A 24,076-nucleotide genomic window follows, 5' to 3' on the forward strand; every position below is an offset into this window, starting at 1 on the left:
AGTTACATTACCTCCACGTACGATTGCCAGCTCAGATATAAACAGAGAACCGTGACAACTAGAAACACACCGGCTACCGTTCTATTCTGTCGCAGCTTGAACCCTACCGCAACGAAGAAAACGGCCGCCGCTAATTTGGATAGGCTTGGATAATAGCCCTCCGCGAAAAAAGAGCTGCTGAATAGTATCGAGACCAGCAAGGCAGCCACGATGAGAACTTGATACCATAACGGCTCTCTCGCGAACAATTTGAGTATGAACATCACTCTGTTCAAATGCTTCCCCTCCTTCAAGACTTCTTCATGGTGAAAACCTGGGCATCAAACCATACACCACATAATCCTCGCTTAAATAACGACTCAGTACCTTTTTGTTACGTTCGTTTTCTTTCTCCGTCGGTGCCGTGACCTCGATTCGGTTCAATTTCACATCAATACTGTAGCCGCTGATTGAGAATCCCTCTTCTCGCAACTGGTCAAGATGCTCATTCATCCACTCTACCTTGGCTTCCAGCTCTGCCAGCGTGTAATCCGCCTGCCACACCATGAGACGTTCGGAAGGAATCACAAGCTTCACTTTATTGCGTATTGTCCCAGCTTCATCATCCACGAACCCCACGTGCAGCCCGCCTATTTTGTTATTCACATACGTTCCCGCGTATGCCGCCTGCAGATCAGATTGCTCCATCAGTTTGGACATCTGAGACTTCAGCGTCTGAACTGACATTTGACGCGCCTGAACGAGTCGGATCTCTACACTCGTCATCGGTACAGCATACCGGTCGATGGAATCGTTACACTTACTCTCGGCCTGCGCCAGACGCAGATGAGCAGGGTCTTGAGATAATCCGAAGCTCTCTCGGAACAACATATAGCTTCTATCTGTGGCGGACTTCTGCGTTTCATGGATGCTAAGCGACCAAGGAAGGAAGCTCGTCAGGAAGAATGCAGCGAATATGCCGATGACTGAAGCAACAAGAATCGCAAACCATCTCAATCCGAATCTCCAACCCCTTTCCAAAGCCCAACTCCCTAAATTATACCATCTACTACGTCTCCAACCACCCTATTAAAAAGAAAAAACCGTGCCTTCAGCAGCACGGTCCCCCTCTTCCAATCTTGCTATTATCGCCGCGATCTCGCTGAGCTCGCCCGCTTCTCCAGCGAGCGTAAGTCTTCCTCGATCGAGACCATCCGCTCGTTAACGAGACGCGAAGCATCCTGGATCGCCTGGTTGTAGATGGTCGGCCCCACCTCTTGAATCATGTAATCGAGCAGCATCTCAGCCGCAAGAGCGCCGATCTCCTCCGAACGCTCCTCCTGAAAAAACGCCTGCACCTTCTCGATCAGAACGTCCTTCTGCTCGCGCGGCAACTTCAACATCATCATCGTGATCAACTCCATTCCCTGGTCTTCTTCACTTGCATGCAGCCTATCGCTCAATGAGGCCATACTTGGTTTTAATCCGGTCCAGCTTCTCCAGCATCGGACGCGAGAGCAGGAACAAGAAGATGACGGTGGCGGCTGCGTGAACCAGATCGAACCAGATCCCGGACGCATAGGCAGCCAGCAGCGCTTCCTTGTTGAAAGTGGACGCGAACAATGTCACCGAGCTCAGATTCATAAGTCCGCCGTAGATCAGTATAGCAGACAAGCCCCCGAATACGCACAGCAAAGCTTTCGAACGCTTCAACCAGCCTTTCTTGAACAGAATGCCCGCCAGGAAACCAATGATGCCGAAGGAGAACATTTGCCACGGCGTCCAAGGCCCTTGCCCAAAAAAGAAGTTAGAGACGAATCCGGCCATCGCACCGACGAGAAAGCCGGCTTCCGCTCCCATACTTACGCCCGCGATGATGACGATGGCGAGAACCGGCTTGAACTGCGGCAGCATGAAAAAGGCGGAACGTCCGGCGACGGCAATCGCGGTCAGGACGGCAATAATGATGAGCTCCCTCGCCTGCGGCTTCCTGCTCTCGAAGACCATGGCGAACGGAATCATCGTATACAAGATAATGAGCAAGCTAATGAAATAATAGTTGCGGTCATCCAAGACAACGATGCCGAGCGCGATGGTAGCCGGAATCACGATAAGAATGAGCAGCGACGCCAACAGCGTCCGCATGGACAAGCGACCACCCGTTATTGGTTGTTTCGGCATCGTTCGATCACACTCTCCACGGTTACGGCATCCGGCCAGATCCGGCGAGCCATCCGGTTCGCTGACGTCGTATAGAAATGATTGCCGGCGAAAAACGTCTTCGCCTCGTTCGAGGTGATCATGCTCCCATCGAAAAACATCCCGCACACCTCCCCATACCTTGCGCAAAACTCAATATCATGGGATACCATGATGATCGTGACGCCCCTGGCTTGTAACTCCTGCAGGAAACGCCCCAGCTTTTCCTTGAACGATCCGTCCAATCCTTTGGTCGGTTCATCCAACACCAGGATCGTCGGGTCCAGCAGCAGCACCTTCGCCAGCGCCGCCCTTTGCTGCTCGCCGCCGCTCAGATCGTAGGGGTGCATGGCAAGCAGCTTTTCTAGCTCGGCCAGGGCGGCCACCGCCTCTACCTTGGCTCGCTTCTCTTCGCTCGTCAGCTTGGTTTCCGAGAGCATTTCATGCAAGTCCAACTCGACAGTCTTCTGGACGAATAAGGATTGTGGATTTTGCGGCAGCACGCCGAGAAGGTTATGGAAGAGATCCTTCGCCTTCATCGTCGATGGATTGCGTCCTTCGATCAGCACTTTACCGCGATAAGGACGCTGAATGCCGCTTAGCAGAGACAGCGTGGTTGATTTGCCTGTCCCGTTGCCGCCGACAATACAATAGAATTGCCCCTTCCTAACCTCGAAAGATAGATCCTTGATCACGTCTGGGCCATTCTTCTCGTATTTTAACCATACGTCCTTGAATTGGACGACAACGGGTGCTATCTCTTCGGCGGTACTGCTAGCCTGCTTATCCGAAGAAGCCTTGGCAATGTCCGTAACCTTCCGTTTATCTTCCAGCCACTGTCTGCCTTCCTTCACCGTCAGCGGGCATGGAATATTGCCGTCATAATGCTGCGCTGCAGCGAAAATCCGCATCGGCGCGGGCATCGAAGCAAACATGGAATGCCCCATCGCGTGCAGTTGCTCGCCTACCTCGCGCGGCTTACCGTCGGCGATGATCGCTCCGTCGTCGAGTACGATCAGCCGATCCGACACGGGCAGCACCTCCTCCAGCCGATGCTCGGTCATAATGACGGTGACACCGAGTTCGCGGTTGATTTTGCTCACGGTCTCCAGGAACTCCATCGCCGCAATCGGGTCCAGCTGGGAGGTTGGTTCGTCCAGAATGAGCACAGCCGGGTGCATCGCCATAATCGAAGCCAAGTTCAGCAGCTGCTTCTGACCGCCAGACAGCTCGGTCACTTCCTTATGGAACCACGTCTGAATGCCGAAGAAGCTCGCCATCTCGGCTACCCGCAGCCTCATCGTCTGCTGGTCGAGTCCCAGGCTTTCAAGTCCAAAAGCCAGCTCATGCCACACTTTATCCGTGACGACCTGATTGTCCGGATTCTGCAGCACGAACCCGATCTCGGAAGCTTGCGTCCGCTGATCGGTCTCGCTTAGCGGCTGTCCCATATAGCAGATTGCGCCGCTCCGAACGCCGTGCGGGGTGAGCACGGTTTTGAGATGCCGAAGCAACGTGCTCTTGCCGCAGCCCGACCGGCCGATGATCGTGACGAACTCTCCGCCCGCAATCGTCAGATCGAGATGCGCCAGGGCTTGCTTCTCCTTCCCGGGGAAGGCGAAGCTTAAGTCCTCGATACGATATATTTCCACCTTAGTTCCTCCACCAGCTGAATAATAACGGGAAGCATGCACAACAGGGAGTAAGCCGCATAAACAACCCCACTGAACAACGTTTGTTCCTTCATTCGCATGGACGGAAAATAACGCATCGTATTCTCCCCCATCCCCGCGCCTGCAAGCACGATCGCAATTAGTACGATCATGAGGACAAGAACGGTCCGATCTCTTCGGTCGAAACGATAGATCGCGAAGCTCGTCCGCCCGGGCAGTCCGTAGCCGCGCGCCTTCATGGAATCGGCGGTCTCGATCGCGTTCTCCATCGCCCATGTTGCCATGATGGACAGAATCCGCAGGCCATGGCGCGCGCGATGGACCACATTGCCTTGCGTAACATCCCTTCCGATACTGCGCTGCGCAAGCGATACCGCCTGAATCTGATGCCGGAATCGCGGGACGAAGCGGAGCACCATCGAGAAGATGAGCGATAACGCCGGGACTATTTTTCCGAACAGATGGATGAATTTGTCCGACGTCATCACCTTGTTGTAACAAGAGAACCAGATCATCACGGTCACCAGCATGGCCGCGGCCGCGATGCCATAGACAATGGACTCCAGCGTAACCGGATTTCCGTTCTTCAGATAGAACAGAATCGTCATGCCCGCATGGTTGAATAACGGATTGACCGCGGCCAGAATGAACAGCGCGGGCAGCATGTAGATGACATTGAATTTAACGGCTTTCCCGCCGCTTAGCGTCACCGAGTATACTGCTGCGCTGAATAGGGCGATGCCTTGAAGCACCGGATGCATGAAGAACATGCTGAACCCAAGAACCGCGGCGAAATAGAGGAAGTTAACGGCCGGGTGATAGGTGGAAAAAGAATCGCGTCCCACTACTCTCCCTCCGCAGCCGTCTGTCCGCCGCCGATATCCCGGCCGAGATCGCAGGTATACATCCACGAGATGACATCGCCGTCCTTAAGCTCGTAACGGCTGGCGCCATAATTGGGGAACCAGTCGTTCACCTTGTACATCCACCCGCTCAGCTCGCCGCAGTCGAATTCATAGATGTTATTAATGCCTTCGATGTAGTTGCTGTTATAGAGCGGAGTCATCTCGAATTCCATATGAATTTTGTTCTTCTTCATCTCGCGCAGCAGCACGTCGAACACGCTCTCTCCCTCATAAGCGGTGACGGTCTGCGTGGCGTAGATAATGCCGTCCTTAGGAAGGACCTCCAATTTGTCTGGGTTGAACTGATCCAGATTGTTCAAAATCGCGGCACAGGTAACCGTTAAGGTGACGGTGATCGCCTTTTTCTTGTCGACGTCGGCATCCTGCCACTCCACCGGCTCCGGTTTCCCTGCCGGTACCTCTTCCGTTTGATATTTATCCTTATCCTCGGGTTTTGAGACAGTCGGTTCCTTGTCCGGACTGCCGCTTGAAGCGCTGCCTGAACCGATAGCGGTCTTCCCGCCCGAAGACTGTTGCGTCGCCTGTTGTTCCGGTTTCGTTGCCTCTGGTTTCGCCGAATCTTTAGACGGCACAGACGGCGGTCCCGATTCCGTCGTCGCCGGCTTGCTAGCTGGCTTGCTGCTATCCTTGGCCGCTGAACTCGATCCGGCGGTCTTCGGCGCCTTGCCATCCGTTGCCGGTGTCGAATCCGCTTGAGATTGGGCCGCGCCCACTTCTGCAGTCGGCGAGTTGGTATCCGGATTCGGTACGTCCTGCGCTTGCGCTGCTCCGTCCGAAGGCGTATTCGCTTGGCTTGGATGGGTATTCGCTGCATTCGTCTTATCTGTTGGTTCCTGTTGCGCTTCAGATGTGACAGGAACATTCTCCGCGCTGCCAGCTTGTTCCGTCTGCGTCTGCGTCGCCGTCAATTCGCGCTGCCCTTGCCCGCTGTCTCCGCCGAAGAAGAAGGCGACCGCGAGCACGACCGCGATACCAAGCAGGGCAACCCAATGCTTGACCGTCAGCTTCAAGCGTTACACCTCCTTATATGACTAAACAAGGGCGGAGTTCCCGCCCTTGTTCCGTTTGTCCTTGCATGAAGATCGTTTGCCAATCGTGCCTTACACGTCTGTCATGTCATACAGGCGAGTCTGCTTATTCAACAGGCGGTCATAAGCGACCATTGCATACATCGCTTGATCCGTTGCCATCAGGTCAACCGTACCAGGTTCGGCACCGCCGTTGTCGGTTCCCCCTGCCTGGATATGATAGAATCCGCCTTCCGTTGCGGCGAAGCCGAGCAAAGCATCGATGGCCGAATGCCCGTTCTTCACGAATCTGGCATCGGTGTGCGGGTTAATCCCGAGGCTGGTCAACGCAACCACGACTTGGGCAACGCTCTCCGCATTGTTCGCTTTGTTGCTGACGAAGCCGCCATCCGCTTGCTGGTTGGCGGACAGCCAGATCAGCGCTTCATCCACAGCAGCCTTCACGGATGGATTCGTGCCGTAGTAAGGCGCAAGCGCTTGGACCGCCATCGCCGTTACATCCGGATCCGCCGCTGCCGGATTCGTGCCGAGCGCCCATCCGCCCGCTTCGATTTTACGCTTCAGAACAAAATCGATGAGCAGCTCTCGCGTTGTCTGCGTCTTGACTCCCAGAGCGGTCGGGATCGCATATTGTTTGCTGTCGAGCGCGATAAGGGCGAAGATCGGTCCGTTAATGCCCTGCTTGGTGACCGTTTCGAAATCCGCGAGCGGCTCGAGCAGATTGTACCCGGCTGCATTCGTCACGCTCTTGCCGATCGCCGTGAGTGCCAGTATGGCACGGTCGTACTCCGTGTATTTCACGCTGTGCAGGACGCCGTCGCTCTCCTTCAACGTCTTCTCCAGGTTCGCGTAATACGCTGCATAATAAGCATCCGGAATTTGAAGGCCAGACCGCGCTAATCCTAGCACGGTCCATTCGCCTCCCAGTGTCGATACGGTTGGAGCCGTAACGGTTTTTTGCAGGTAAGCTGCGGTTGCTGCGATTTGCTTTTGTACCGTTTGCTGCTTGGTAACATCGGTTTGATCCGTTGGAGCAGACGGGTTCGAGGCCTCTTGCTGTTCATCGTAAGCGTAAGAACGCATGGCTACGACGGCTGCCATCTCGCGCGTTACCTCGCCAGCCGGATTGAAGCGGTCCCCTTGGCCGAGCATCAACTTAAGCGAAACGCTCGTCTGCACAGCGGCTTGCGCCCAAGGCGAGACCGCCTTCAGATCGCTGATCGCCACAGTTGCGCCAGTTGCGGAAACCTTATCAAGGCCAAGCGCACGGACGATCATGACCGCCATTTGTTCGCGGGTAATCGTAGCGTTCGGTTGGAATTGGCCGTCATAGCCAGTAATGAATCCAGCCTTATATGCGGCCTCCACATAAGGAGCGAACCACGAGCTGGCCGGTACATCCTTGAAGCGGCTTGTGGAAGACGCCGTAGGAAGACCGAGCACCGAGACCATCAGCTTCGTAAATTCGGCTCTCGTAATGGCTGCTTTCGGACTCAGCTTGCCGCCGCTGCCTTGTACGAATCCTTGTTGCGATGCTTCCGCAATCGCGTCTTTCGCCCAAGCGGAGACTTGATCCGCATCAGTGTACAGCTTACTCAGATCGAAGCTGTCCTCTGTTTCTTGCTGATTCGTTGTCGTATAGGTAACGAACGAAGTGAAGTGGTTCGTCTTCATGATGAGATTGTCGCCGTCCACGTAAGCATACGTAATTTTTTCGCTGCCTTGGGTGGCCTGCTTCCCTGCCTCATCAGAAGCATACAGCTGGATTGGCGTGAAGACGCCGCCCTCGATGAATCCGGCTACCTGACCTTTGCCGCCTTTAATGGTGAGCGTCAGCGTCTTGTCGAACAAGAATGATTGGTCAGCAGCGCCCATGATGAACGCTTGCCCGATCGTTTCGACGTTCGCGCCAGCCGCCAAGCTGCCATTCACGAGACTAAGCAGCTTCTCATCCCCACGATCCAGACTGGTGAACAACTCGATGCTGTTGCCGCCGGATGTGATCTTCGTACCTTTGTCGATGGCAAAGATGAGATTTCCTTTGCTCGCGGTCAGCTTAGGAAGACCGTCTTTAGTCTCCTCGACATTGAGGATGATCTTATGCGACACATTCGGAATATTCAGCGTGAACTCGGTATCCTTCTGCTGCGCGTTCAGCTTCTGGACGTAATCTTGCTTCAAATCTTGCGGGACGTTGACCACAGATGTGACCGACTGTCCTACGCCGGATGACGAGCCGCCGGAAGTGTCCCAATCGCTTGGATCTACGCCTAAGTCGAGCCCCAGATCCAGTGTATACCGCCATGCTACGATGTCATTGGCTTTAAGCGTATAAGCTCCGGCGCTATAGTTCGGGAATTTCCCGTTGACCGAGTACATCCATCCGCTTTTCTCACCACGGTCGAATTCAGCTAGATCATCGATCGCTTCAACATAAAGCGTTGAGCCGGAGCCTTCCGAGCGCACTTTGCCTGGCAGCTCGCGTGCCAGCACCGTATACGCTGTATCGCCAGCCTGGAGCACGACTTGCTTGGAAGCCAGGATCGTGCCTTTCTGGCTATCGCCGGTAACCGACAGCGTGATGGTTTCGGTAGTCGTGCCGCCACCGCCATTACCCGGGTTGGTAGCAGGTTTCTCGGCAATCGCGAGCGACTTCGTCGTCCGCACGACATGTGGAGCTTTGCCTGTCTCATAGTCGGTTACTTCGATGCTGTACGTACCGGCTTCTGTTACGCCATTTGCGAATGTAGCAACGCCTTCGGCATTCGTCTCGACGGTAACGCCGTCAATCTTGACTTCGACGCCAGCGGCTGGGGAAGTGACGATCTCGCTGCTCGTTCCATTCCATACCGAAGCGATCTTCTGGACGGAGACCGTGAAGGCTTCGTCTTCTTTCGGCGTAGTTGGCGCAACTTGAATCGACTCGATTAATTGCGTATCGCTGCCGGTGTAATAGACGACAATCTTATCCGTTTCTTTCAGCTTAAAAGCATCCATGCCGACCGCAGGGAAACTCCATTGTCCGTCACGGTAGACGTTAAACATCCATCCGTCATAGCCGCCGTATTTCCCTGCCGCAATGTTATTAATGGCGGAGACATACTTACCGAATGAGGAATCGGTAACGGTGATCGGAATCTCATTCTCGGCGAGCAATTGCTCGAGCGCGTCGAGTGCGTTCACACCGTTCGCGTTACCCTCGGCGATCGGCCCTTCCGGTCCTTCTACCTGCAGCGATACCTGGACGGGAACGCTAGGCGCGATAGTCAGCGACTTCGTGCTTCGTACCACTTGCGGGGCCTTGCCTGTCTCATACCCCGTTACTTCAATCGTGTACGTACCGGCTTCCGCTACGCCATTGGCGAACGCAGCAACGCCTTCGGCATTCGTCTCTACGGTAACGCCGTCAATCTTGACTACGACGCCAGCGGCTGCCGAGGTGACGATTTCACTGCTCGTTCCGTTCCATATCGAAGCGGTCTTCTGTACGGAGACTGTGAAGGCTTCATTTTCTTCCGGCGATGCAGGCGTAACCTGCACCGACTCGATCAGCTGCGTATCGTCGCCAGTGTAGTAGACAACTACTCTATCCGAACTTTGCAGTTCGAAAGCATCCATGCCGACTGCAGGGAAGCTCCACTTGCCGTCGCGGTATACGTCAAACATCCATCCGTCATAGCCGCCGTATTTGCCTGCCGCAATATTGTTGATAGCTGAGACATACTTGCCGTAATCAGAATCCGTAACCGTGAGCGGAATTTGATTCTCTCCCAGCAATTGCTCCAGGGCATCAAGCACATTCGTGCTCTCAACACTACCCTCGGCAATCAGTCCTTCAGGTCCTTCGACTTGCAGGGATACCAGATGGATCGGCTTGCCCATTTGGTACAGACGACCGTCGCCGTTCACATACATCTCATAGGCGGTTAGCGCCTGCTGCGCTTGCTCCGTCGCCATGTTGTCGGTCGCAGCTTGCGGATCTACTACATGCGAGAACCCGCCGTCCGGCTGGAAGAAGGCGAACAGCTTATCGAGCAACGTAATGCCGTTCTTGGTGAACGCCGCGCTTGTCGGGTCGATCCCGTTCGAAGCCAGCGCAATAATGACCTGGGCGACGCTTTCGCTTGCATCTGTTCCCCAGGATAGATATCCGCCGTTCGCTTGTTGGTTAGCAGACAGCCATTGCACCGCAAGCTCGCCGGCCGTCTTCACTTCAGCGCGGGTCATATAAGGCGCCAGCGCCGTCAGCGTCATTGCCGTCATATCCGGATCGCTTGCTCCGGTGCTCAGAGTGAATCCGCCATCGTCGTTCTGCTTATCGAGGATCGCCGCTAGAAGTTTATCGCGGTTCCACTTCGCATCGTTCGGCGTCGTGTATTCCCCGCTGTCGAGCGCGATCAGACCGAACACAAGACCATTCAAGCCTTGCGCTTCCATTTTGTCACTGTTATAGATGTTCTCTACGATATTGAAGTCATCGTAATCAGACGCATCTTGCCGCAATGCGGACAATGCGATGACAATGCGTTCATAATCCGTCACATAGGCATACTCAGGATATTCCTTGACGAAATCCAATGAAGGCAAGGTGGTTAAGTAGCTCTCCGGTACTTCAAGGCCTGCCCTTGCAATCGCGACAGCCTGCCATTCCGTATCAGACCAACCCGATTCGAGAATCCAATGGCTCGGCCATCCGAAGTTCTGAGGCGTGCCGAAATCATAGAGCCGGTTACCGCCGGTCTTATACGACTCATAAGCGACCAGCGCCTGCAGCGCTTGCTCCGTCGCAATGCTGTTCGATGTACCGGTCGGCGTATGGGAGAACGTGCCGTTCGCTTGGCGGAAGGAGAGCAGCTTCTGGACGAGATTCACGCCATTCTTCGTGAACCGGCTCTCCGTTGGATCGATGCCTTGCGAGGCCAGCGCAATGATGGCTTGCGCGACGCTCTCGCTCGCATCGGTTCCCCAAGACAAGTATCCGCCGTTCGCCTTCTGGTTGACGGACAGCCAATTGACCGCCTTATCGACAGCGGCCTGAACATCGGCTTGTGACGTATACGGCGCGAGCGCAGTCAACGTCATGCCCGTAATATCCGGGTCGCTAGTGGTGCCGAAGAGCGCGAATCCGCCGTCTGCCTTTTGCTTGGCAATGACTGCCGCTACCAGTTTGTCACGCGTCCAAAGGGCGTCTTCCGGCACCGTATACCGGCCGCTGTCCAGCGCAATCAGAGCGTACAACGAACCGTTCAGGCCTTGGTTCTCCATCTTCGTGTTGTTATAGATTTGTTCGACCAGATTATAGCCCGCGAATTTCGTCGCGTCCTGATGGGCTGCCGTCAAGCCGATAACGGTACGTTCGTAATCCGTGACAAGGGAGAATGTCCCTTTATTCTTGACGAGCGTTTTATACAGGCCTGCCACATAGTTGCTCGGGATCTGCTTGTCCGCCCCCGATAGTCCAACCGCCTGCCAATCGCCGATCTTGGCCAGACCCAGAATATTCTGAGCGGCGCCTTCGATCGCCGCTTGTACCTCTGCGAGCAGTGGATCAGCGGTGATGTCCGCATTGGCAGCTGCCAGGATATCCGATTCTTCTTCGACAACAGCTTCGTTGTCCATGTTAGCTTCCGTGCTTGTTTCTTCGCTCTCTGCAGCAGCTTCATTGTCGTCTGCTTGCTGCGAATCCGCTTGATCAGCGCCTGTCTGTTCCGCCGATTCGACCGCAGCGGAGGATTCATCTTCATTCGAAGCGATCGTTTCAGCTTGCTCGACCGGCTCATCGGCATAGACCGAATAAGCTTGACCGAAGTTTGACATAAACACGGCGAACGTTAAGATCAGCGTCAGCAGATACCTTACCGAACTTCGCCGTAAACCTGATTGTTGTTTCATTGCATGACTCTCCCCGTATGTTGATATGTAGGAGTGGATGAATGCACGCGCAAAAAAAGCCGCCCTGTCCAGGGCGGCTTTCGTGAAAAAAACATGCGCTAACAAACCGCATGTTCAATAAATGCGTTCATCCACGCAGATACGGCATGTATGCGCGTATCCACAGGTTCTTTTCTCAATCTCACCCCCCGAAGAATGAAGAAAAAATCATGTGAAGGCAGGTCTCCTGGCTCATGAATCATCGCTTCTCTATGCCTTCCCGGCAAATCTGCCAGTGGCGTTTATAATAGAGTCGCTCCTCAATTACAGTGGCGGGACCGCTCCGGATTTACACCGGTCTTCCCTTTTAAGCATGTTCAGCCGAACTGAACACGCACCTTTACATCAGTCTATTCAATTACTACGATCATATAGCGATATGCAGAATTTGTCTATGATTGTCCGCATTATCGCTATAAGGACATGCGGAATTTGTCTATGATTATCCGCATTATCGCTATAAGGATATGCGGAATTTGTCTATGATTAAACGCACTATCGCGCACTTCCGACAAGGCGTCTTTTCTCGATCATCGCCTTGATATCGCTCACCATCTGAATCGAAGCTTCGATCTCCACCTTACGGGTCGATACGCTCTCGACGCTGCAGCCAACCGGAATCCCCTTCTCGATACCGAAATCCAACAGCTCTTCGAAGATCTTGTTCGTCAATCGGATCGACTTATCCAAGACGTCGGTCGAATATTTCAGTTCGTTCTCCAGCCAGCGCGGAATGCTGATGCCCAACCACTTCATGAACTCGAGCGTCTTCGTCGACCCGCAAGGCGCAAGGTTGAACAGGATCGGAACCATCTCAATCTCGTTCTCGTTGCAATAATGGTAGTAATCGGACAGGAAGTTCTTCGATGCTTCAATATTGTACGTCGCTTGCGAGACGAAAAAGTTGCAGCCCTGCTTCATCTTGTTCACGACGCGCACATGCTCATCGTTCTTCTTCATATGACGCTCAGGAATGACCACGCCTCCGAAGGTGAGATTGCCGTTATGCTGTTGGCAGAGATTGTACGCCTCTGGCAAACCTAGCGTCACTTGCTGCTGGCTCGAGGAGGCGCCGACAAACACGCTGAACCGGTCCTTGGCGCTGCTCTTCTTGATCCAATCCGTCAACTCCGGCCCCGAATATTTGCCGACGCAGCGATAGATGATTTTCGGAATATCGAGTTCATGCAGATACTGTTCGCTGTACGTCTCGGGATCCAGCATCTCCATATAAGGGAATGGGCGCTCCTCTTCCATGCGATCGGCTTCTTCCTGCACGTCATACAGAATCAGCGCGTCAATATCCACTTTTTTCAGCCGCTCAACCTGTTTCTGCGAGATCTCCGCAATCTTCTCAGGCGTATGCGATTTCTTCGGCGGGGTCATCCCGTATGTAATGATTCCCGTTTTTTTGCTCTCAATTGACTCTTTAAGCATATGATCCCATCCCCAGGCGTTATTAGCATGCTTATCTATAATTCGAACCTCATCGTATGTCGTTCGTTAACTTGCTGAATCCAATCCCCCGCGCAATGCAATCGGCGAATGTTCACGATAATTCGCCACGCGGGCCTTAACAGTGATTGTTCTTATTATGAAGGTATCATAAATGTGAGGATATCGCATAATCGAAATTTTCCATGCCTAGTTATAGCTTTTAGCTATAACAGAATCCGCTAGCTGACCAGCGACCGCAACCTGCAGTCGTTCCGCTTCTCTCGCAAGTGTCATATACGCTTCGATGATTCGCGCGAGCCGCTCCATACGCGCTAGAACCACTGAATCATGCGGGGCCTCCTGCCTTTGTGCCGCCAAGGCAAAATATTGCGGGACTTCCCATACGCTGCGTGCCGCTGTACTGAGGCAGAATCCGTATCTGGCAAGCCGATCGTCACCTGGCCAACCCGCCTCCCTCAACCCCGCAATATAGGAGCGGTACAAGCTTGAGCCAAATGCCTCGAACTGCTCGATCGGAATCACGCCCAGACTCATATTCACGCCGTACAGCTTGCCCAGATCTTCGCCGACCCCGGACAAACTCATGAATTGCCAATCGATCAGCACCAGTTGCTCGTCTCCCGACATATCCGTCCGAAGCAGCATGTTCATCTGACTCAGATCCTGATGGGCGAGCACGCGAGGGAGTCGTAGAATCGTCTCCAGATGCAGGTCCAGCTTCCGTGAAAAAGATTCAAACCACGACTGGATCCGCCGCTCACCGTCCGGCATCGGTCCTTCCAGATAGGAAGCCGGCCGTGGAGCGTACCTCCGGCTTGCCGTAACCCAAGAGCGGAGCCATTCCCGGCATATCCATGGCTCCTCTGGGAGAGGTTTCCCGCCTGCATACGCCCCGCCCATACTTCCCAGCCGCCGGGCAATGGCATCGAATTCCCACTGTGCCTCGGGATAACGCCCTTGCACATGCTCCATCCACAGCCACAAGGTACCGTCTGGCTGATGCTCGACCAGATAACTTCGGGCTGACCCGATTACAGGCGGGAGCGTCTCGAGCAACCGCGACTCGAAGACGAGCGGTTCCCGGCGCCAATAATTGTGATGGGCCGGGTTATTTTTCTCCTCGCTATCGGGCTTAACGATCTTCAGAATAAGGGACCAAGACAGCAAGGCTTGTCCCGAGCGCCAGCGGCCATGCAGCCGGTAGATGCCGGCTGTCGTGAAGTTCGGCGTCGCGTAGCCCAGCGTTTCGCATGTCGCCGACACCAGCTCCCCAGCAACGCCGTCTAAACTCTGTCGCACGCAATCCACTAGCTGCTCCAGTTTGTCCGCAAGCGCAAGAGGTGTGCGATTGTCCAGCAACAAATCTGAATAAGGCAACGCTACACACCTTCCCCGCGGGCAGCCTCGTAATCCGACCGTAGCAACCCATAGTAGACGAGATCCTCGAACGTCTCCCACTTCAGCAGATGCTGCTTCATCTCGCCTTCCTTCTTCATCCCGAGCTTGATCATGACCGTGTAGGAGCCTGGATTCTTACTCATCGCGGCGGCGAAGATCCGATTAAGCGCCAGCTCTTCGAAGCCGAATGCGACCACCCGCTTCGCGGCTTCCGTCGCATAGCCTTGCCCCCAATACGGCCGGCCGACCCAGTAGGCCAGTTCGGCCCGCTGATGTGCCTTCGTTACGCCTATGCTCATACATCCGAGAAGCGTATCGTTCTCCTTCTCCGCCATTGCCCAAGCGTACCGCTCTCCGCGCTCCGCGAATTGCCAGGCCGCTTCAATCCAGCTCTCTGCCGCTTCAATGGGATAAGGATGCGGAATGCCGAGCGTCGTTCGCGCTACCTCAATGTTCCCGGCGAGCTCCTGCACGCGCTTGGCATCTGACAGTTGGAATGGTCGAAGCGTCAATCGTGCTGTATCTAAGGTTGGCTGCATCATCATGCACCTCTTTATCGGCAAAATATTATCTGACTGTACCATTCGCCGAATTGCTGCCATAATCCTCCAGCGCATGGAATGTTCGTGCCTATACCAAAAAGACCGTTCACCCCCGTCCAGTCTAGGACGGAAATGAACGGCCTTAAATTTCGCCGTTAGGCGAGCATCCCCAATTATAGCAGCAGGATCGAAGCCCCAATCATCGGGGTTATTACCATGCAGGTTTTCAGTATGCCCGACGGTACCCGCTTCGTAAACTTAGCCCCGATGTAGGAGCCGATCATCGTGCCGATCACAACGGCCAGCAGCAGCTGGAGATCCAGATAACCGATCGTAAAGTAGCCTGCTCCTCCGGCAAGCGCGATCGGAATAATGACGAGCATCGTCGTCCCCGCCGCGTATCGCATCGGCATGCCGAGCACCATCATGAGCCCGATCTGGATGAACGGCGTCGAGCCGATCCCGAACAAGCCGGACAGCCCGCCCGTGATCAAGCCAATGAGCAGCGCCAGCAGCCAATACGTCCATCCTGACCCGCCGGTTGATTGCACGACCGTCTCCGGCTCGTGCGTCGTCGCCTTCTTCCGCGAGATGATCGCCATTCGGAACCAGAGCGCAAGTCCCGATGCGAACAACATCCCTGACGTCATCCAGCCGAGGCGATCCTCCGGAATGAACGACGACCAGCCCGAGCTGATCCAGGCGCCCGCCGCGCCGGCAGCACCGACGATAAATCCCGTCTTCAGCACCATATTGCCTTCCCGGTAATGGCTGACCGAGCCGGAGAACGAGGAGAAGAACATCGCGGCTAGCGCGGTGCCGAGCGCCGTATGGATCGGGTAGCCGAAGACGACGGTCAGGATCGCGATAATAAACCCTGACCCGCCGGCGCCGACGAACCCGAGCAGAAGCCCTAACGCAATCATGACGATCGCGACTTCCACCAACATCATGGCGACGTCCTCCATACCGAATGGCTGACTCCAATACCGGCCGGAGCTGGCAGATGCGCTTGAACATGACACGCCAATTCAAGCACCATCGTCTGGGCATCTGATCCATAGACCGGCCATTGCGGAAGTTCCTCTACATTAGGATCGCCATGCCGGACAAAATGCATCCATGCCGCCCGCATCGCGCGGGCAAGCGCGTAGCCTTCTTCGCGGACGGCGTACGGATCGGCTAGATTTGCGCTGCCAGAGCTTGCAGTCGTAACGACCGATTCGGCCGTGGCATGAATAAGGCTGCCTTCGTAGCCATGCACAGCGCCGAGCGGACCGCCGTACTTAAGCCGATACATCCATACTTGCGTACCGGAAGCAACGAGCGATTCGGCAAGCTGAATGGCGCCGATCGTATACAGATGCTCGGTTAACGTCCGGCACCATGCCGCTGCCTCCGACATGTCCGACGAGTAGCGGCGATACGTTCCCCATATCGCGCCGGCATTTTGCCCGAACAACCGCTCCAGCGTGAGCGGCTGCGGTTCCTGCAGACCCGGATCCCAATAGATGAAACTCGCCGCTTCGTCCTCGTTGGATCCGATTAGCAGCGGCGGCCTCTTGCCAGGCAACGCCAACGATTCGAGCGGATCGAGCGGAATGATAATACCGTCGGCAACCGGGCCGAACATATGCAGATTCCTTGCCGTATCCGGCCCGACCGCCAGCTGGGCCTCGATCAGCTGCCCATGCGGCAGCTCCAGCAGCTGCCGCGCCTCGCCAAACGAGAGCCCGAGCTGCTCGAGCATTCGGGATGTCGTGACGGACGCGGTCTCCTTGCCGCGAATCGACTGAGTTGCGCCGCTCTGCGCGATCGCTCTATGGAATAGTCCTTGAGCTGTTTCCATCGCATAGAGCGTGGACGTGATTTTGGCCCCGGCCGAATTGCCGACGACGGTGACCTGCTGCGGATCCCCGCCAAAAGCCACAATATTCGCCTGCACCCAGCGCAAAGCCTCCACGATGTCGAGCATGCCGTTATTGCCGGATGTCTTATATCCTTCTCCGAGCACCTCTCCCAGGTATAGGAAGCCTAGCGCGCCAAGACGGTAGTTGATCGACACGTAGACGATGCCGTCTTCGGCTGCATATCGTAAGCCATCGCATTCCGCTCCCTTGCCTGACGTAAAGCCGCCGCCATGAATATAGACCATCACCGGACGAAGCGGGCCATCGGCTCCCGGTGTCCATACGTTCAAATTCAAGCAATCTTCCGATTGCTCAAGCTCGGGCATGAACCCTTGCGGATCATGCCGCTGAGGCGCGATCGGTCCGAACCGATCGCAACGCCGAACCCCTTCCCAAGCCGCGGCCGGAAGAGGCGGCTTGAAGCGTAGACGGCCTATTGGCGGCTCGCCGTACGGAATGCCGCGGAACACGAATGCCCCTGGTAGCAAGACGCCTTCCGCTTTGCCTAATGTCGTCGTTACAATCACGTTAACCGTCCCCCATCATGCCTTGTTGTGATCATTATAGCTTCCGCCGTCCATAAGCTCTAATATATATTAAGCAATAGGTATCATAAGTTCTAGGTTATGCAAGATGAAAGGCGGACGAATGAATGGAACTTCTGCAGCTGAGATATTTTCAGGCCGCTGCCCGGTTGGAGCACTTGACGAAGGCGGCTCACAGTCTTCACATCTCGCAGCCGGCACTTAGCAAAATGATCGCCACCCTCGAAGCCGAACTCGGGACGCGGCTATTCGAGCGCACGAGCAAATCCATCCGGCTTAACGCGCAGGGCGAGCAATTCCTGCACTATGTGGACCTCGCGCTGCAAGCGCTCAAAGACGGCAGACGCGCGCTTGCCGATGCGGACGGCTCGGAAGCGGCGCATGTCACGCTCGATGTTCGCGTCTCTTCGCATCTGCTCCCCGATCTGCTCGCGGAATATCGCCGAGCATGGCCGGATACGCAGTTTCATCTGTTGCAGCATGGCTCCCCGTATGGCAGCGCCGCGGACTTCGATCTCTGCCTATCCGACGGCGCGGCTCCCCCGGCGGGCACAGCTTCCCTGCAGCTGCTGGAGGAGGAGATCGTCGTCGCCGTTCCGGCCGAGCATCCGCTTGCCGCCAAGTCCAGGGTGAGTCTGGCCGAGCTTCAGGGCGAACGGTTCATTATGCTTCCGCCGGGCAAGCCGCTGCGCGAAACGACGGATGCGCTTTGCCGGCTCGCCGGCTTTACGCCGCTCATCCAGTTCGAGAGCGATGACCCGGCGACCGTCCGTGGTCTGATCCGCGCCGGACAAGGAGTTGCCTTCCTGCCTGCGATTACTTGGGGCGGCTCTTCGGGACCTGCCGTCGTGCAGCTTCCGCTAGCCGAAGACTATTGCCGGCGTTCGATCTCGCTCTCCTGGCCGCAGGATCGTTACATGACGAAGGCGGCCGCGTTGTTCCGGGATTTCACCGTCCAATATTTCGCCAAACTCGCCGCTCGCAGCAAGCCGTGACCGATGCCAAGAAGAGCAGCAGCATGCATAAGCATGGAAAAAAGGCGGCCGCAATGGCCACCTCTATGTACACACGATGTATCACGATCGCCTATATTCCGCGCCGGATCGCCCATAGTCCCGCTTGCCGGATCAACCGGCGGTACGTCTCGTTCTTGAACGACGGGTTGTGATGGCCCGGCATCAGATACGCCACGCGGCCAAGCCCGAAGTCATGCGCCCACGCCGCCGGCCAGCGCTCGCCTTCATGCTCATATTCCATGAGCAGCGTACGCTCGCCGATCGGATCCAGGTCGAACCGGTAAGGCTCCTCCTCCATCGTGAAGCCTTCGATTCCCTGCATAATTTCATGTCCTGCAGCGCCTGCAACCTTGTGGAAGCTCAGTTCCGTATAGGCGGGATGTCCGGTGAAACGTCCGCCGATCAACTGAGCGAGCTCTGGGTCGCATTGCAGCGATATTCCATTATGGATGACCAGCAGGCCGCCACCGTTACTTACGTACGACAGCAGTCCGGCTACTTCCTCGCGCGTCTTCTTGATTTGCCACGCGTCCGAGTAAGAGATAACGAGGTCGAACGGCGCAAGCTCCGAGGCGCGCAGCTTCCCGTAATCCTCCGTCACCGTCAGCTCCAGCGTTTCGCCGAAGATCTCCTTTAGCTCATCCATCGCGCCTTGCAGCGGGTGATATTGCGGATTCGTCATATCGCCTAACAGCAGCGCATTAGTGGATTGTGCCATCTTATTCTCCTCCTTATGTCCAGCTCATCTCGGAGCCGGAATAGTCCCGGAATGCCGGATGTTCGCGTTCGGTTGTCTCGGCCTTGTAGTCCCGGATCAGGCTTGCGATGCCGGCAGCCGCTTGCTCGGTCGTAATGGCAGCTTCTTCGTTGAATTCGCCGCTCATGTAGCTTTTCATCCAGCCGGGGTGGACGACCAGCACCTAGCCGTACCATCCCTCGCGCCACGCCTGATTGATTTGCCCCGCTTCGGAAGAAATGTTCACGACGAGTTTCTCCTCGCCGGCAAGCAGCAAGGATTGGAGCGCATGCGCCATCCGCAGCGGTCCGACCGCGTTAACCTCATACATCTCGTGCAGCAGCCCGTAATCGATGTCGCCGAGAATATTCCCTTCCTGATCGCCGCAAATCCCCGCATTGTTCACGAGTAGATCGATCTGTCCGGTAACGGAAGCAATTTCCTTCGCCGCAGCTTGAACACTCGATTCATTGGCCACATCGAGCGGCAGCGCGATGATTCGCGCCTGTACTTCTTCGGGCAATTGGGTAAGCGCTTCCCATTCCGGCATAAATCTGCCCGCGAAGACGGTATAGCCGTCCTGGATCAACTCAAGCGTCAACGCAAACCCCAGTCCCCGGTCAGCGCCAGTGACAACCGCATATTTGGCCATCCAAGTTCACTCTCCCCTAGTTCGTCAACTTGTCTCGTCGCAGCAGGCGAGTCCGTAGTTTGTCCGCCTACTTCTCCTTATTCTTCAGCCATTCCTTGTACTCGGGCAGCGTATATTCGTCCGTCTTCACGACAACCCAGCGGTCTTCCTTCCGCTGCGCATGCAGCTTCATCAAATACTCGCCGCCGGACTCCATAAAATCCGAACGCAGATAAGTCATACTGCCGTGCACCTGAATAATGATTTCGCTTTCATCTATAGACTCTACTTGAATCCGGCCATAACTTTCAATATCAAAATTCGCGTCAATCGGGTCCAGCTGCTGCATGGCTTTCATTTGATCCCGTTCCGTATTGATGCCTAAGCTGCGATCCATCCCTTCCTGCAAGGCGGGATACTTGCTCCACAGAATCGACATGTCGCGGTTCAGCACGGCTTGCGTCCGATAATGCATATACTCCCTTGCGATCGACCTTAATTCTTCTTCGTGGGACAAATCCAATTCCGCCTTGGCGTCGACGGATTCGCTTATCGGGGACGGGGACACTTCACTGCAGCCGGTCATGAGGAGCAGAGCAAACAGAACGATGCTCATGCTTTCAATCCAACCACCTCTCAATCGCCGCTGCTTGCTTCCAGCGGTTCTGAACCATAGGATGCCTCCTCTATTGGACAAAATGGAATTCTCTTACAAGGTATAACGAGACGCCTTGCAGGAATGTTACATTTTCGACACAATATTGCCTCACGATGTTTACAATTGTTCATTATTTTGAAACAAGCACCCTTTACACTTGAAGAAGAACATCCGAACTTACACAATTCGACATTCGCATCATGGTAAAGGAGAACTTCAACGTGTACAAACGCCCAGCACTTCTTATTCTTATCCTTGCCACGGTTACGCTCAGCGCGTGCAGTCTAGAGAACATCAATCCTTCCTCCCAATCCGGGGAGAGCGCCGCCGAGCAGCTTCCGATCCAATCGACGAGCAGCGGCGCAGCCGCTAAACCAAGCAGCAGCGGGGGGAGCGCAGGCAGCACCCCAGCTAGCACCGCGAAACCTCCTGTGGCAGAGGACAAGCCGCAGAAGACACCCGAGCAGAAGCCCGATGCCGTTAAGACCGTAGCGAATGCTGCCTCCGTTACCGTGCTCGTCAATAAGAACAATCGACTGCCGGAGGACTATTCGCCAAGCGACCTGATCTATCCGGATATCAAATTCACTTTCCAGGAGAAAGTCGAAAAACGCATGATGGCACGAATAGCCGCCGATGCGATCGAGCAGCTGTTCGCCGCAGCAATCGAAGACGGCGAGCCGCTTGCAGGCGTATCCGCGTATCGTTCGCACGCTCGGCAGAAAACATTATTCGAATCGTATGTCAAGCGGGACGGATTGGAGAAGGCGCTCACCTATAGCGCGTATCCCGGGACCAGCGAGCATGAAACCGGGCTCGCGATCGACGTGACCGGCGCGGACGGCAAATGCAGCGCAACCGACTGTTTCGGCGATACGTCCGAAGCGCGCTGGCTAGCCGATCATGCTCATGAGTACGGCTTCATTATTCGTTATCCGAAAGGCAAAGAAGTCATTACCGGGTATAAATACGAGCCGTGGCATCTGCGGTATGTAGGCGTGGTGGCAGCTACGGCAATTTACAAGCAGCAGCTGACGCTGGAGGAGTATGATGGCGTCCTGGAGGCATCGAATATAGCCGGGTAGAGATGAGGCAAGTAACAATCAATTATTAGACGTAAGACCTGTATCGCCGTAAGCGGGATTGCTCCCGTCTGCAGCTATACAGGTCTTTTTCCGCTTAACGTGATCCGTCTTCCGCCTCGTCATAACGAATCGGGACAATTCCTTTGGCCTGCACGAAGGCGAGGATCCGCGGGTCAGTGAATAACAGACGCTCCCAATGGCGGCCAGACGATACCCGATCTCCAGTGTAACCTGCATGTCCGAGATTACGCATCTCGGCGTTATCGTAAGCGGGATGACCGACAATCAGATACTCACCTGGTTTCAGTTGGTCCAGCTCATGAATGACCGCACCGATCGGGTCATCGTTCCGCTCGATTGCATAAGGAGTCAGATGGGCGTACACCGTCGTGATCCAATTCCGGTAGTAAGGAATGGCATTAATCAAGCCCTCGCGCGAGCACCAGTCATCGAACTCAGCCTCGAATCCGGGGATCGCCTTGCTGAAGTCCATATGCATATCCGCATAAGAGATGTGGAAGCCCAACGCGCGAAGCCGGTTCAACTGCGCCTGCAGCTCAGCCATAACCTCTTCCACTTGGGGGCCATGGACAGCTAACGCGGCAACGGTCTGGAAGAACATCCCTTCCCTGTCAACCAAGGAAGGCACGTGTTCTGGCGGCAGGACCGGCCCCCACCTCACATCGTCCCATTCTGCATTCAATGTGGCATGAAGACCGAAACAGACCTCCGCATGAGGCGCGAATCGGTCCGCTGCATCTTCAATCGCCCCGCAGCACGCCATCAGGGAGACATTCCGGAGGAAGCCGCACGAGATCGCTTCCTGAATCGCTCTGTTCGCCGTCACGCTACTCCCCGCGTCATCGCCGCGGGCAATGATGCGTATGGTGTCTGCTGCCATCCTTTTGCCTCCCTGTTCATTATTTCCACATTATTTCCATCTATCGTTAAAACAACACGGCAGACTCACAGAACTTCAATAATTCGCACCGATGCAGTACACATAGAAAAAACCGGAAGGGCAATCGCCTTCCGGTTTCTCCTGACTTATTTTTAGTAAAGTTATGCCGCTTGATGCTGCGCGGATTCCTTTTTCTTTTTGACCTTGTTGGTCAACAGACCTGCTGCAATGACGACGATGACCATTACGATCAGGAACGCCCATCTTACAGCCTCGCGTTCGTCGAACCATCCTTCAATCTTCGGCTCATGCGTGACCATCTTGGCTGCCGTGTAGGCAAGGACGCCGGAACCGACATACATAATCCAAGGAAGCTTCTCGATCAGCTTGATGAACAAGGTGCTGCCCCAGACGACGATCGGAATACTGATGAGCAAGCCCAGCACGACGAGGAGGAAGTTGCCGTGGGCCGCGCCTGCGACCGCGATGACATTATCCAGACCCATCGCCGCATCGGCGATAATAATCGTCCGGATCGAAGCCCAGATCGTATTGCCGGCCTTGAGTTCCCCGTGGGAATCTTCCTGTACGAGCAGCTTATATGCAATCCACAGCAGCATTACGCCGCCGATAAGCAGCAGCCAAGGAATCATAAGCAAATACACCACAAGCACCGTCGCCAGAATCCGGATGCCTACCGCTCCGATCGTTCCGCCGATAATCGCTTGTTTCTGTTGTTCTTTTGGCAAGCTGCGCGCCGCCATCCCGATGACAATCGCGTTATCGCCCGCCAAGATAAGGTCGATGAACACAATCGTGATCAGTGCTGTCCAAAATTCCATTGAGAAAAAATCCAAAATCTTCGTTCCCCTTCCCTTGCTACTAATGTCGGTCTTTTATTCTACCACTTGTACTTATTAAACAGAAAATAAAAATTTCCTGCTTCATGATGAATCTATTCTTTCGTGTATTGAAGAAGCACCCACTCTCCAGTAGTTGAATGCTTGTCCCAACAAGACGGCTGCGCCTAGACTGATCCTGGCCGTAAGATCGCACGCGAATACGGCAATGGCTGTTGGAGTCATGAGATCCATACAGTCACTGCCGCATGTCTAGCTATCGGTTTAACCGCTCGCCAGTTACTCGAACCAATACACGCCATCCTCGTACCGGTTAAAAACAACCCGTTGCCCGATCTTCGGTATGCCCTGCGCGAGCCGCGCAGTTACGCGCGGGCCTTCGTCAAGGTCGACGAGAATGATCGCGTACGGCGCTTCTGCCGCCAACCGCTCGGGAGCGACGTAGATCGTCGTGCAGGAATAGATCGTACCTGCCCCATCGGCTTGTATCGCGGTCAGCCCGCTGCCGGCGCATTTCGGACAGACATAGCGGGGCGGGACAGACCTCGTCTGGCACTGTTCACAATCATATAGTGTCATCTCCATCGTAAGCCTGCCTCC

General features: G+C 55.1%; 22 protein-coding genes and 1 riboswitch. Of the genes, 2 read left to right on the forward strand and 20 right to left on the reverse strand.

Going from position 1 to position 24,076, the window contains the following annotated elements:
- Nucleotides 1-2: 2 nt before the first annotated feature.
- From FHS18_RS23755 to FHS18_RS23815, 13 genes are all read right to left on the reverse strand, one after another.
- Nucleotides 3-275, reverse strand: a complete 273-nt coding sequence (locus FHS18_RS23755; protein WP_183602869.1) for a hypothetical protein — start codon at nucleotides 273-275, stop codon at nucleotides 3-5.
- A 25-nt stretch (nucleotides 276-300) separates the two neighbouring features.
- A complete protein-coding gene (locus FHS18_RS23760) occupies nucleotides 301-996 on the reverse strand; it encodes a hypothetical protein (RefSeq protein WP_183602870.1) in 696 nt (231 codons plus the stop codon).
- A gap of 128 nt (nucleotides 997-1,124) precedes the next feature.
- Nucleotides 1,125-1,388 (reverse strand): DUF2164 domain-containing protein, encoded by a 264-nt coding sequence (locus FHS18_RS23765; RefSeq protein ID WP_183602871.1) that lies wholly within the window; start codon nucleotides 1,386-1,388, stop codon nucleotides 1,125-1,127.
- 43 nt (nucleotides 1,389-1,431) lie between these two features.
- Nucleotides 1,432-2,124: an ECF transporter S component gene (locus FHS18_RS23770; protein WP_246427864.1), complete on the reverse strand. Its 693-nt coding sequence runs from the start codon at nucleotides 2,122-2,124 to the stop codon at nucleotides 1,432-1,434.
- A gap of 17 nt (nucleotides 2,125-2,141) precedes the next feature.
- On the reverse strand, nucleotides 2,142-3,830 hold the full coding sequence (locus FHS18_RS23775; RefSeq protein WP_183602873.1) for an energy-coupling factor transporter ATPase: 1,689 nt from the start codon (nucleotides 3,828-3,830) through the stop codon (nucleotides 2,142-2,144).
- Nucleotides 3,803-4,696, reverse strand: coding sequence for an energy-coupling factor transporter transmembrane component T (locus FHS18_RS34610; protein ID WP_183602874.1), 894 nt, complete (start codon nucleotides 4,694-4,696; stop codon nucleotides 3,803-3,805). The genes FHS18_RS23775 and FHS18_RS34610 overlap by 28 nt, the downstream gene beginning before the upstream one ends.
- Nucleotides 4,696-5,787 carry a DUF4430 domain-containing protein gene (locus FHS18_RS23785; protein WP_246427865.1) on the reverse strand — a complete coding sequence of 364 codons (1,092 nt, stop codon included), beginning with the start codon at nucleotides 5,785-5,787 and terminating at the stop codon, nucleotides 4,696-4,698. The genes FHS18_RS34610 and FHS18_RS23785 overlap by 1 nt, the downstream gene beginning before the upstream one ends.
- Nucleotides 5,788-5,877: 90 nt before the next feature.
- Nucleotides 5,878-11,697, reverse strand: coding sequence for an S-layer homology domain-containing protein (locus FHS18_RS23790; protein ID WP_183602875.1), 5,820 nt, complete (start codon nucleotides 11,695-11,697; stop codon nucleotides 5,878-5,880).
- 199 nt (nucleotides 11,698-11,896) lie between these two features.
- Nucleotides 11,897-12,093: riboswitch (cobalamin riboswitch) on the reverse strand.
- A gap of 138 nt (nucleotides 12,094-12,231) precedes the next feature.
- Entirely contained in the window at nucleotides 12,232-13,173 is a 942-nt protein-coding gene (locus FHS18_RS23795) for a methylenetetrahydrofolate reductase (protein WP_183602876.1), read from the reverse strand.
- A gap of 207 nt (nucleotides 13,174-13,380) precedes the next feature.
- Nucleotides 13,381-14,571: a phosphotransferase gene (locus FHS18_RS23800; RefSeq protein WP_183602877.1), complete on the reverse strand. Its 1,191-nt coding sequence runs from the start codon at nucleotides 14,569-14,571 to the stop codon at nucleotides 13,381-13,383.
- Nucleotides 14,572-14,573: 2 nt separating this feature from the next.
- On the reverse strand, nucleotides 14,574-15,137 hold the full coding sequence (locus FHS18_RS23805) for a GNAT family N-acetyltransferase (protein WP_343060652.1): 564 nt from the start codon (nucleotides 15,135-15,137) through the stop codon (nucleotides 14,574-14,576).
- A gap of 170 nt (nucleotides 15,138-15,307) precedes the next feature.
- Complete coding sequence (locus FHS18_RS23810) at nucleotides 15,308-16,084, reverse strand: sulfite exporter TauE/SafE family protein (protein WP_409348566.1); 777 nt, start codon at nucleotides 16,082-16,084, stop codon at nucleotides 15,308-15,310.
- Nucleotides 16,084-17,571: a carboxylesterase family protein gene (locus FHS18_RS23815; protein ID WP_183602880.1), complete on the reverse strand. Its 1,488-nt coding sequence runs from the start codon at nucleotides 17,569-17,571 to the stop codon at nucleotides 16,084-16,086. The genes FHS18_RS23810 and FHS18_RS23815 overlap by 1 nt, the downstream gene beginning before the upstream one ends.
- A 125-nt stretch (nucleotides 17,572-17,696) precedes the next feature.
- Between FHS18_RS23815 and FHS18_RS23820 the strand changes: the two genes are divergently transcribed.
- Nucleotides 17,697-18,584: a LysR substrate-binding domain-containing protein gene (locus FHS18_RS23820; protein WP_183602881.1), complete on the forward strand. Its 888-nt coding sequence runs from the start codon at nucleotides 17,697-17,699 to the stop codon at nucleotides 18,582-18,584.
- 91 nt (nucleotides 18,585-18,675) lie between these two features.
- On the opposite strand, the gene FHS18_RS23825 is transcribed toward FHS18_RS23820, so the two are convergent.
- From FHS18_RS23825 to FHS18_RS23840, 4 genes are all read right to left on the reverse strand, one after another.
- Nucleotides 18,676-19,323 carry a ThuA domain-containing protein gene (locus tag FHS18_RS23825; RefSeq protein ID WP_183602882.1) on the reverse strand — a complete coding sequence of 216 codons (648 nt, stop codon included), beginning with the start codon at nucleotides 19,321-19,323 and terminating at the stop codon, nucleotides 18,676-18,678.
- Nucleotides 19,324-19,336: 13 nt separating this feature from the next.
- On the reverse strand, nucleotides 19,337-19,525 hold the full coding sequence (locus tag FHS18_RS23830) for a Rossmann-fold NAD(P)-binding domain-containing protein (RefSeq protein ID WP_183602883.1): 189 nt from the start codon (nucleotides 19,523-19,525) through the stop codon (nucleotides 19,337-19,339).
- Nucleotides 19,526-19,993, reverse strand: coding sequence for an SDR family NAD(P)-dependent oxidoreductase (locus FHS18_RS23835; RefSeq protein ID WP_183602884.1), 468 nt, complete (start codon nucleotides 19,991-19,993; stop codon nucleotides 19,526-19,528).
- Between the two features lie 67 nt (nucleotides 19,994-20,060).
- Nucleotides 20,061-20,588 (reverse strand): hypothetical protein, encoded by a 528-nt coding sequence (locus FHS18_RS23840; RefSeq protein WP_183602885.1) that lies wholly within the window; start codon nucleotides 20,586-20,588, stop codon nucleotides 20,061-20,063.
- A gap of 263 nt (nucleotides 20,589-20,851) precedes the next feature.
- Here FHS18_RS23840 and FHS18_RS23845 point away from each other — a divergent pair, with 263 nt between their 5' ends.
- Nucleotides 20,852-21,715, forward strand: a complete 864-nt coding sequence (locus tag FHS18_RS23845) for a M15 family metallopeptidase (protein ID WP_343060653.1) — start codon at nucleotides 20,852-20,854, stop codon at nucleotides 21,713-21,715.
- A gap of 94 nt (nucleotides 21,716-21,809) precedes the next feature.
- On the opposite strand, the gene FHS18_RS23850 is transcribed toward FHS18_RS23845, so the two are convergent.
- The 3 genes from FHS18_RS23850 to FHS18_RS23860 all read right to left on the reverse strand — a co-directional run bounded on the left by FHS18_RS23850 (nucleotide 21,810) and on the right by FHS18_RS23860 (nucleotide 24,061).
- Nucleotides 21,810-22,616, reverse strand: a complete 807-nt coding sequence (locus tag FHS18_RS23850) for a ChbG/HpnK family deacetylase (protein WP_183602887.1) — start codon at nucleotides 22,614-22,616, stop codon at nucleotides 21,810-21,812.
- 161 nt (nucleotides 22,617-22,777) lie between these two features.
- Nucleotides 22,778-23,458, reverse strand: coding sequence for a TerC family protein (locus FHS18_RS23855; protein ID WP_246427866.1), 681 nt, complete (start codon nucleotides 23,456-23,458; stop codon nucleotides 22,778-22,780).
- A gap of 297 nt (nucleotides 23,459-23,755) precedes the next feature.
- A complete protein-coding gene (locus FHS18_RS23860) occupies nucleotides 23,756-24,061 on the reverse strand; it encodes a Zn-ribbon domain-containing OB-fold protein (protein WP_183602889.1) in 306 nt (101 codons plus the stop codon).
- Nucleotides 24,062-24,076 lie beyond the last annotated feature (15 nt).

Origin of the sequence: Paenibacillus phyllosphaerae (assembly GCF_014192105.1) — a bacterium.
GTDB lineage: Bacteria > Bacillota > Bacilli > Paenibacillales > Paenibacillaceae > Paenibacillus_Z > Paenibacillus_Z phyllosphaerae.

Bases quoted from the DNA above. Each gene is read 5' to 3' on its own strand.
- FHS18_RS23765 (WP_183602871.1), bottom strand. From the start codon at position 1,388: ATGATGATGTTGAAGTTGCCGCGCGAGCAGAAGGACGTTCTGATCGAG.
- FHS18_RS23770 (WP_246427864.1), bottom strand. From the start codon at position 2,124: ATGCGGACGCTGTTGGCGTCGCTGCTCATTCTTATCGTGATTCCGGCT.
- FHS18_RS23790 (WP_183602875.1), bottom strand. From the start codon at position 11,697: ATGAAACAACAATCAGGTTTACGGCGAAGTTCGGTAAGGTATCTGCTG.
- FHS18_RS23795 (WP_183602876.1), bottom strand. From the start codon at position 13,173: ATGCTTAAAGAGTCAATTGAGAGCAAAAAAACGGGAATCATTACATAC.
- FHS18_RS23805 (WP_343060652.1), bottom strand. From the start codon at position 15,137: ATGATGATGCAGCCAACCTTAGATACAGCACGATTGACGCTTCGACCA.
- FHS18_RS23810 (WP_409348566.1), bottom strand. From the start codon at position 16,084: ATGTTGGTGGAAGTCGCGATCGTCATGATTGCGTTAGGGCTTCTGCTC.
- FHS18_RS23820 (WP_183602881.1), top strand. From the start codon at position 17,697: ATGGAACTTCTGCAGCTGAGATATTTTCAGGCCGCTGCCCGGTTGGAG.
- FHS18_RS23825 (WP_183602882.1), bottom strand. From the start codon at position 19,323: ATGGCACAATCCACTAATGCGCTGCTGTTAGGCGATATGACGAATCCG.
- FHS18_RS23835 (WP_183602884.1), bottom strand. From the start codon at position 19,993: ATGGCCAAATATGCGGTTGTCACTGGCGCTGACCGGGGACTGGGGTTT.
- FHS18_RS23840 (WP_183602885.1), bottom strand. From the start codon at position 20,588: ATGAGCATCGTTCTGTTTGCTCTGCTCCTCATGACCGGCTGCAGTGAA.
- FHS18_RS23850 (WP_183602887.1), bottom strand. From the start codon at position 22,616: ATGGCAGCAGACACCATACGCATCATTGCCCGCGGCGATGACGCGGGG.
- FHS18_RS23855 (WP_246427866.1), bottom strand. From the start codon at position 23,458: ATGGAATTTTGGACAGCACTGATCACGATTGTGTTCATCGACCTTATC.
- FHS18_RS23860 (WP_183602889.1), bottom strand. From the start codon at position 24,061: ATGGAGATGACACTATATGATTGTGAACAGTGCCAGACGAGGTCTGTC.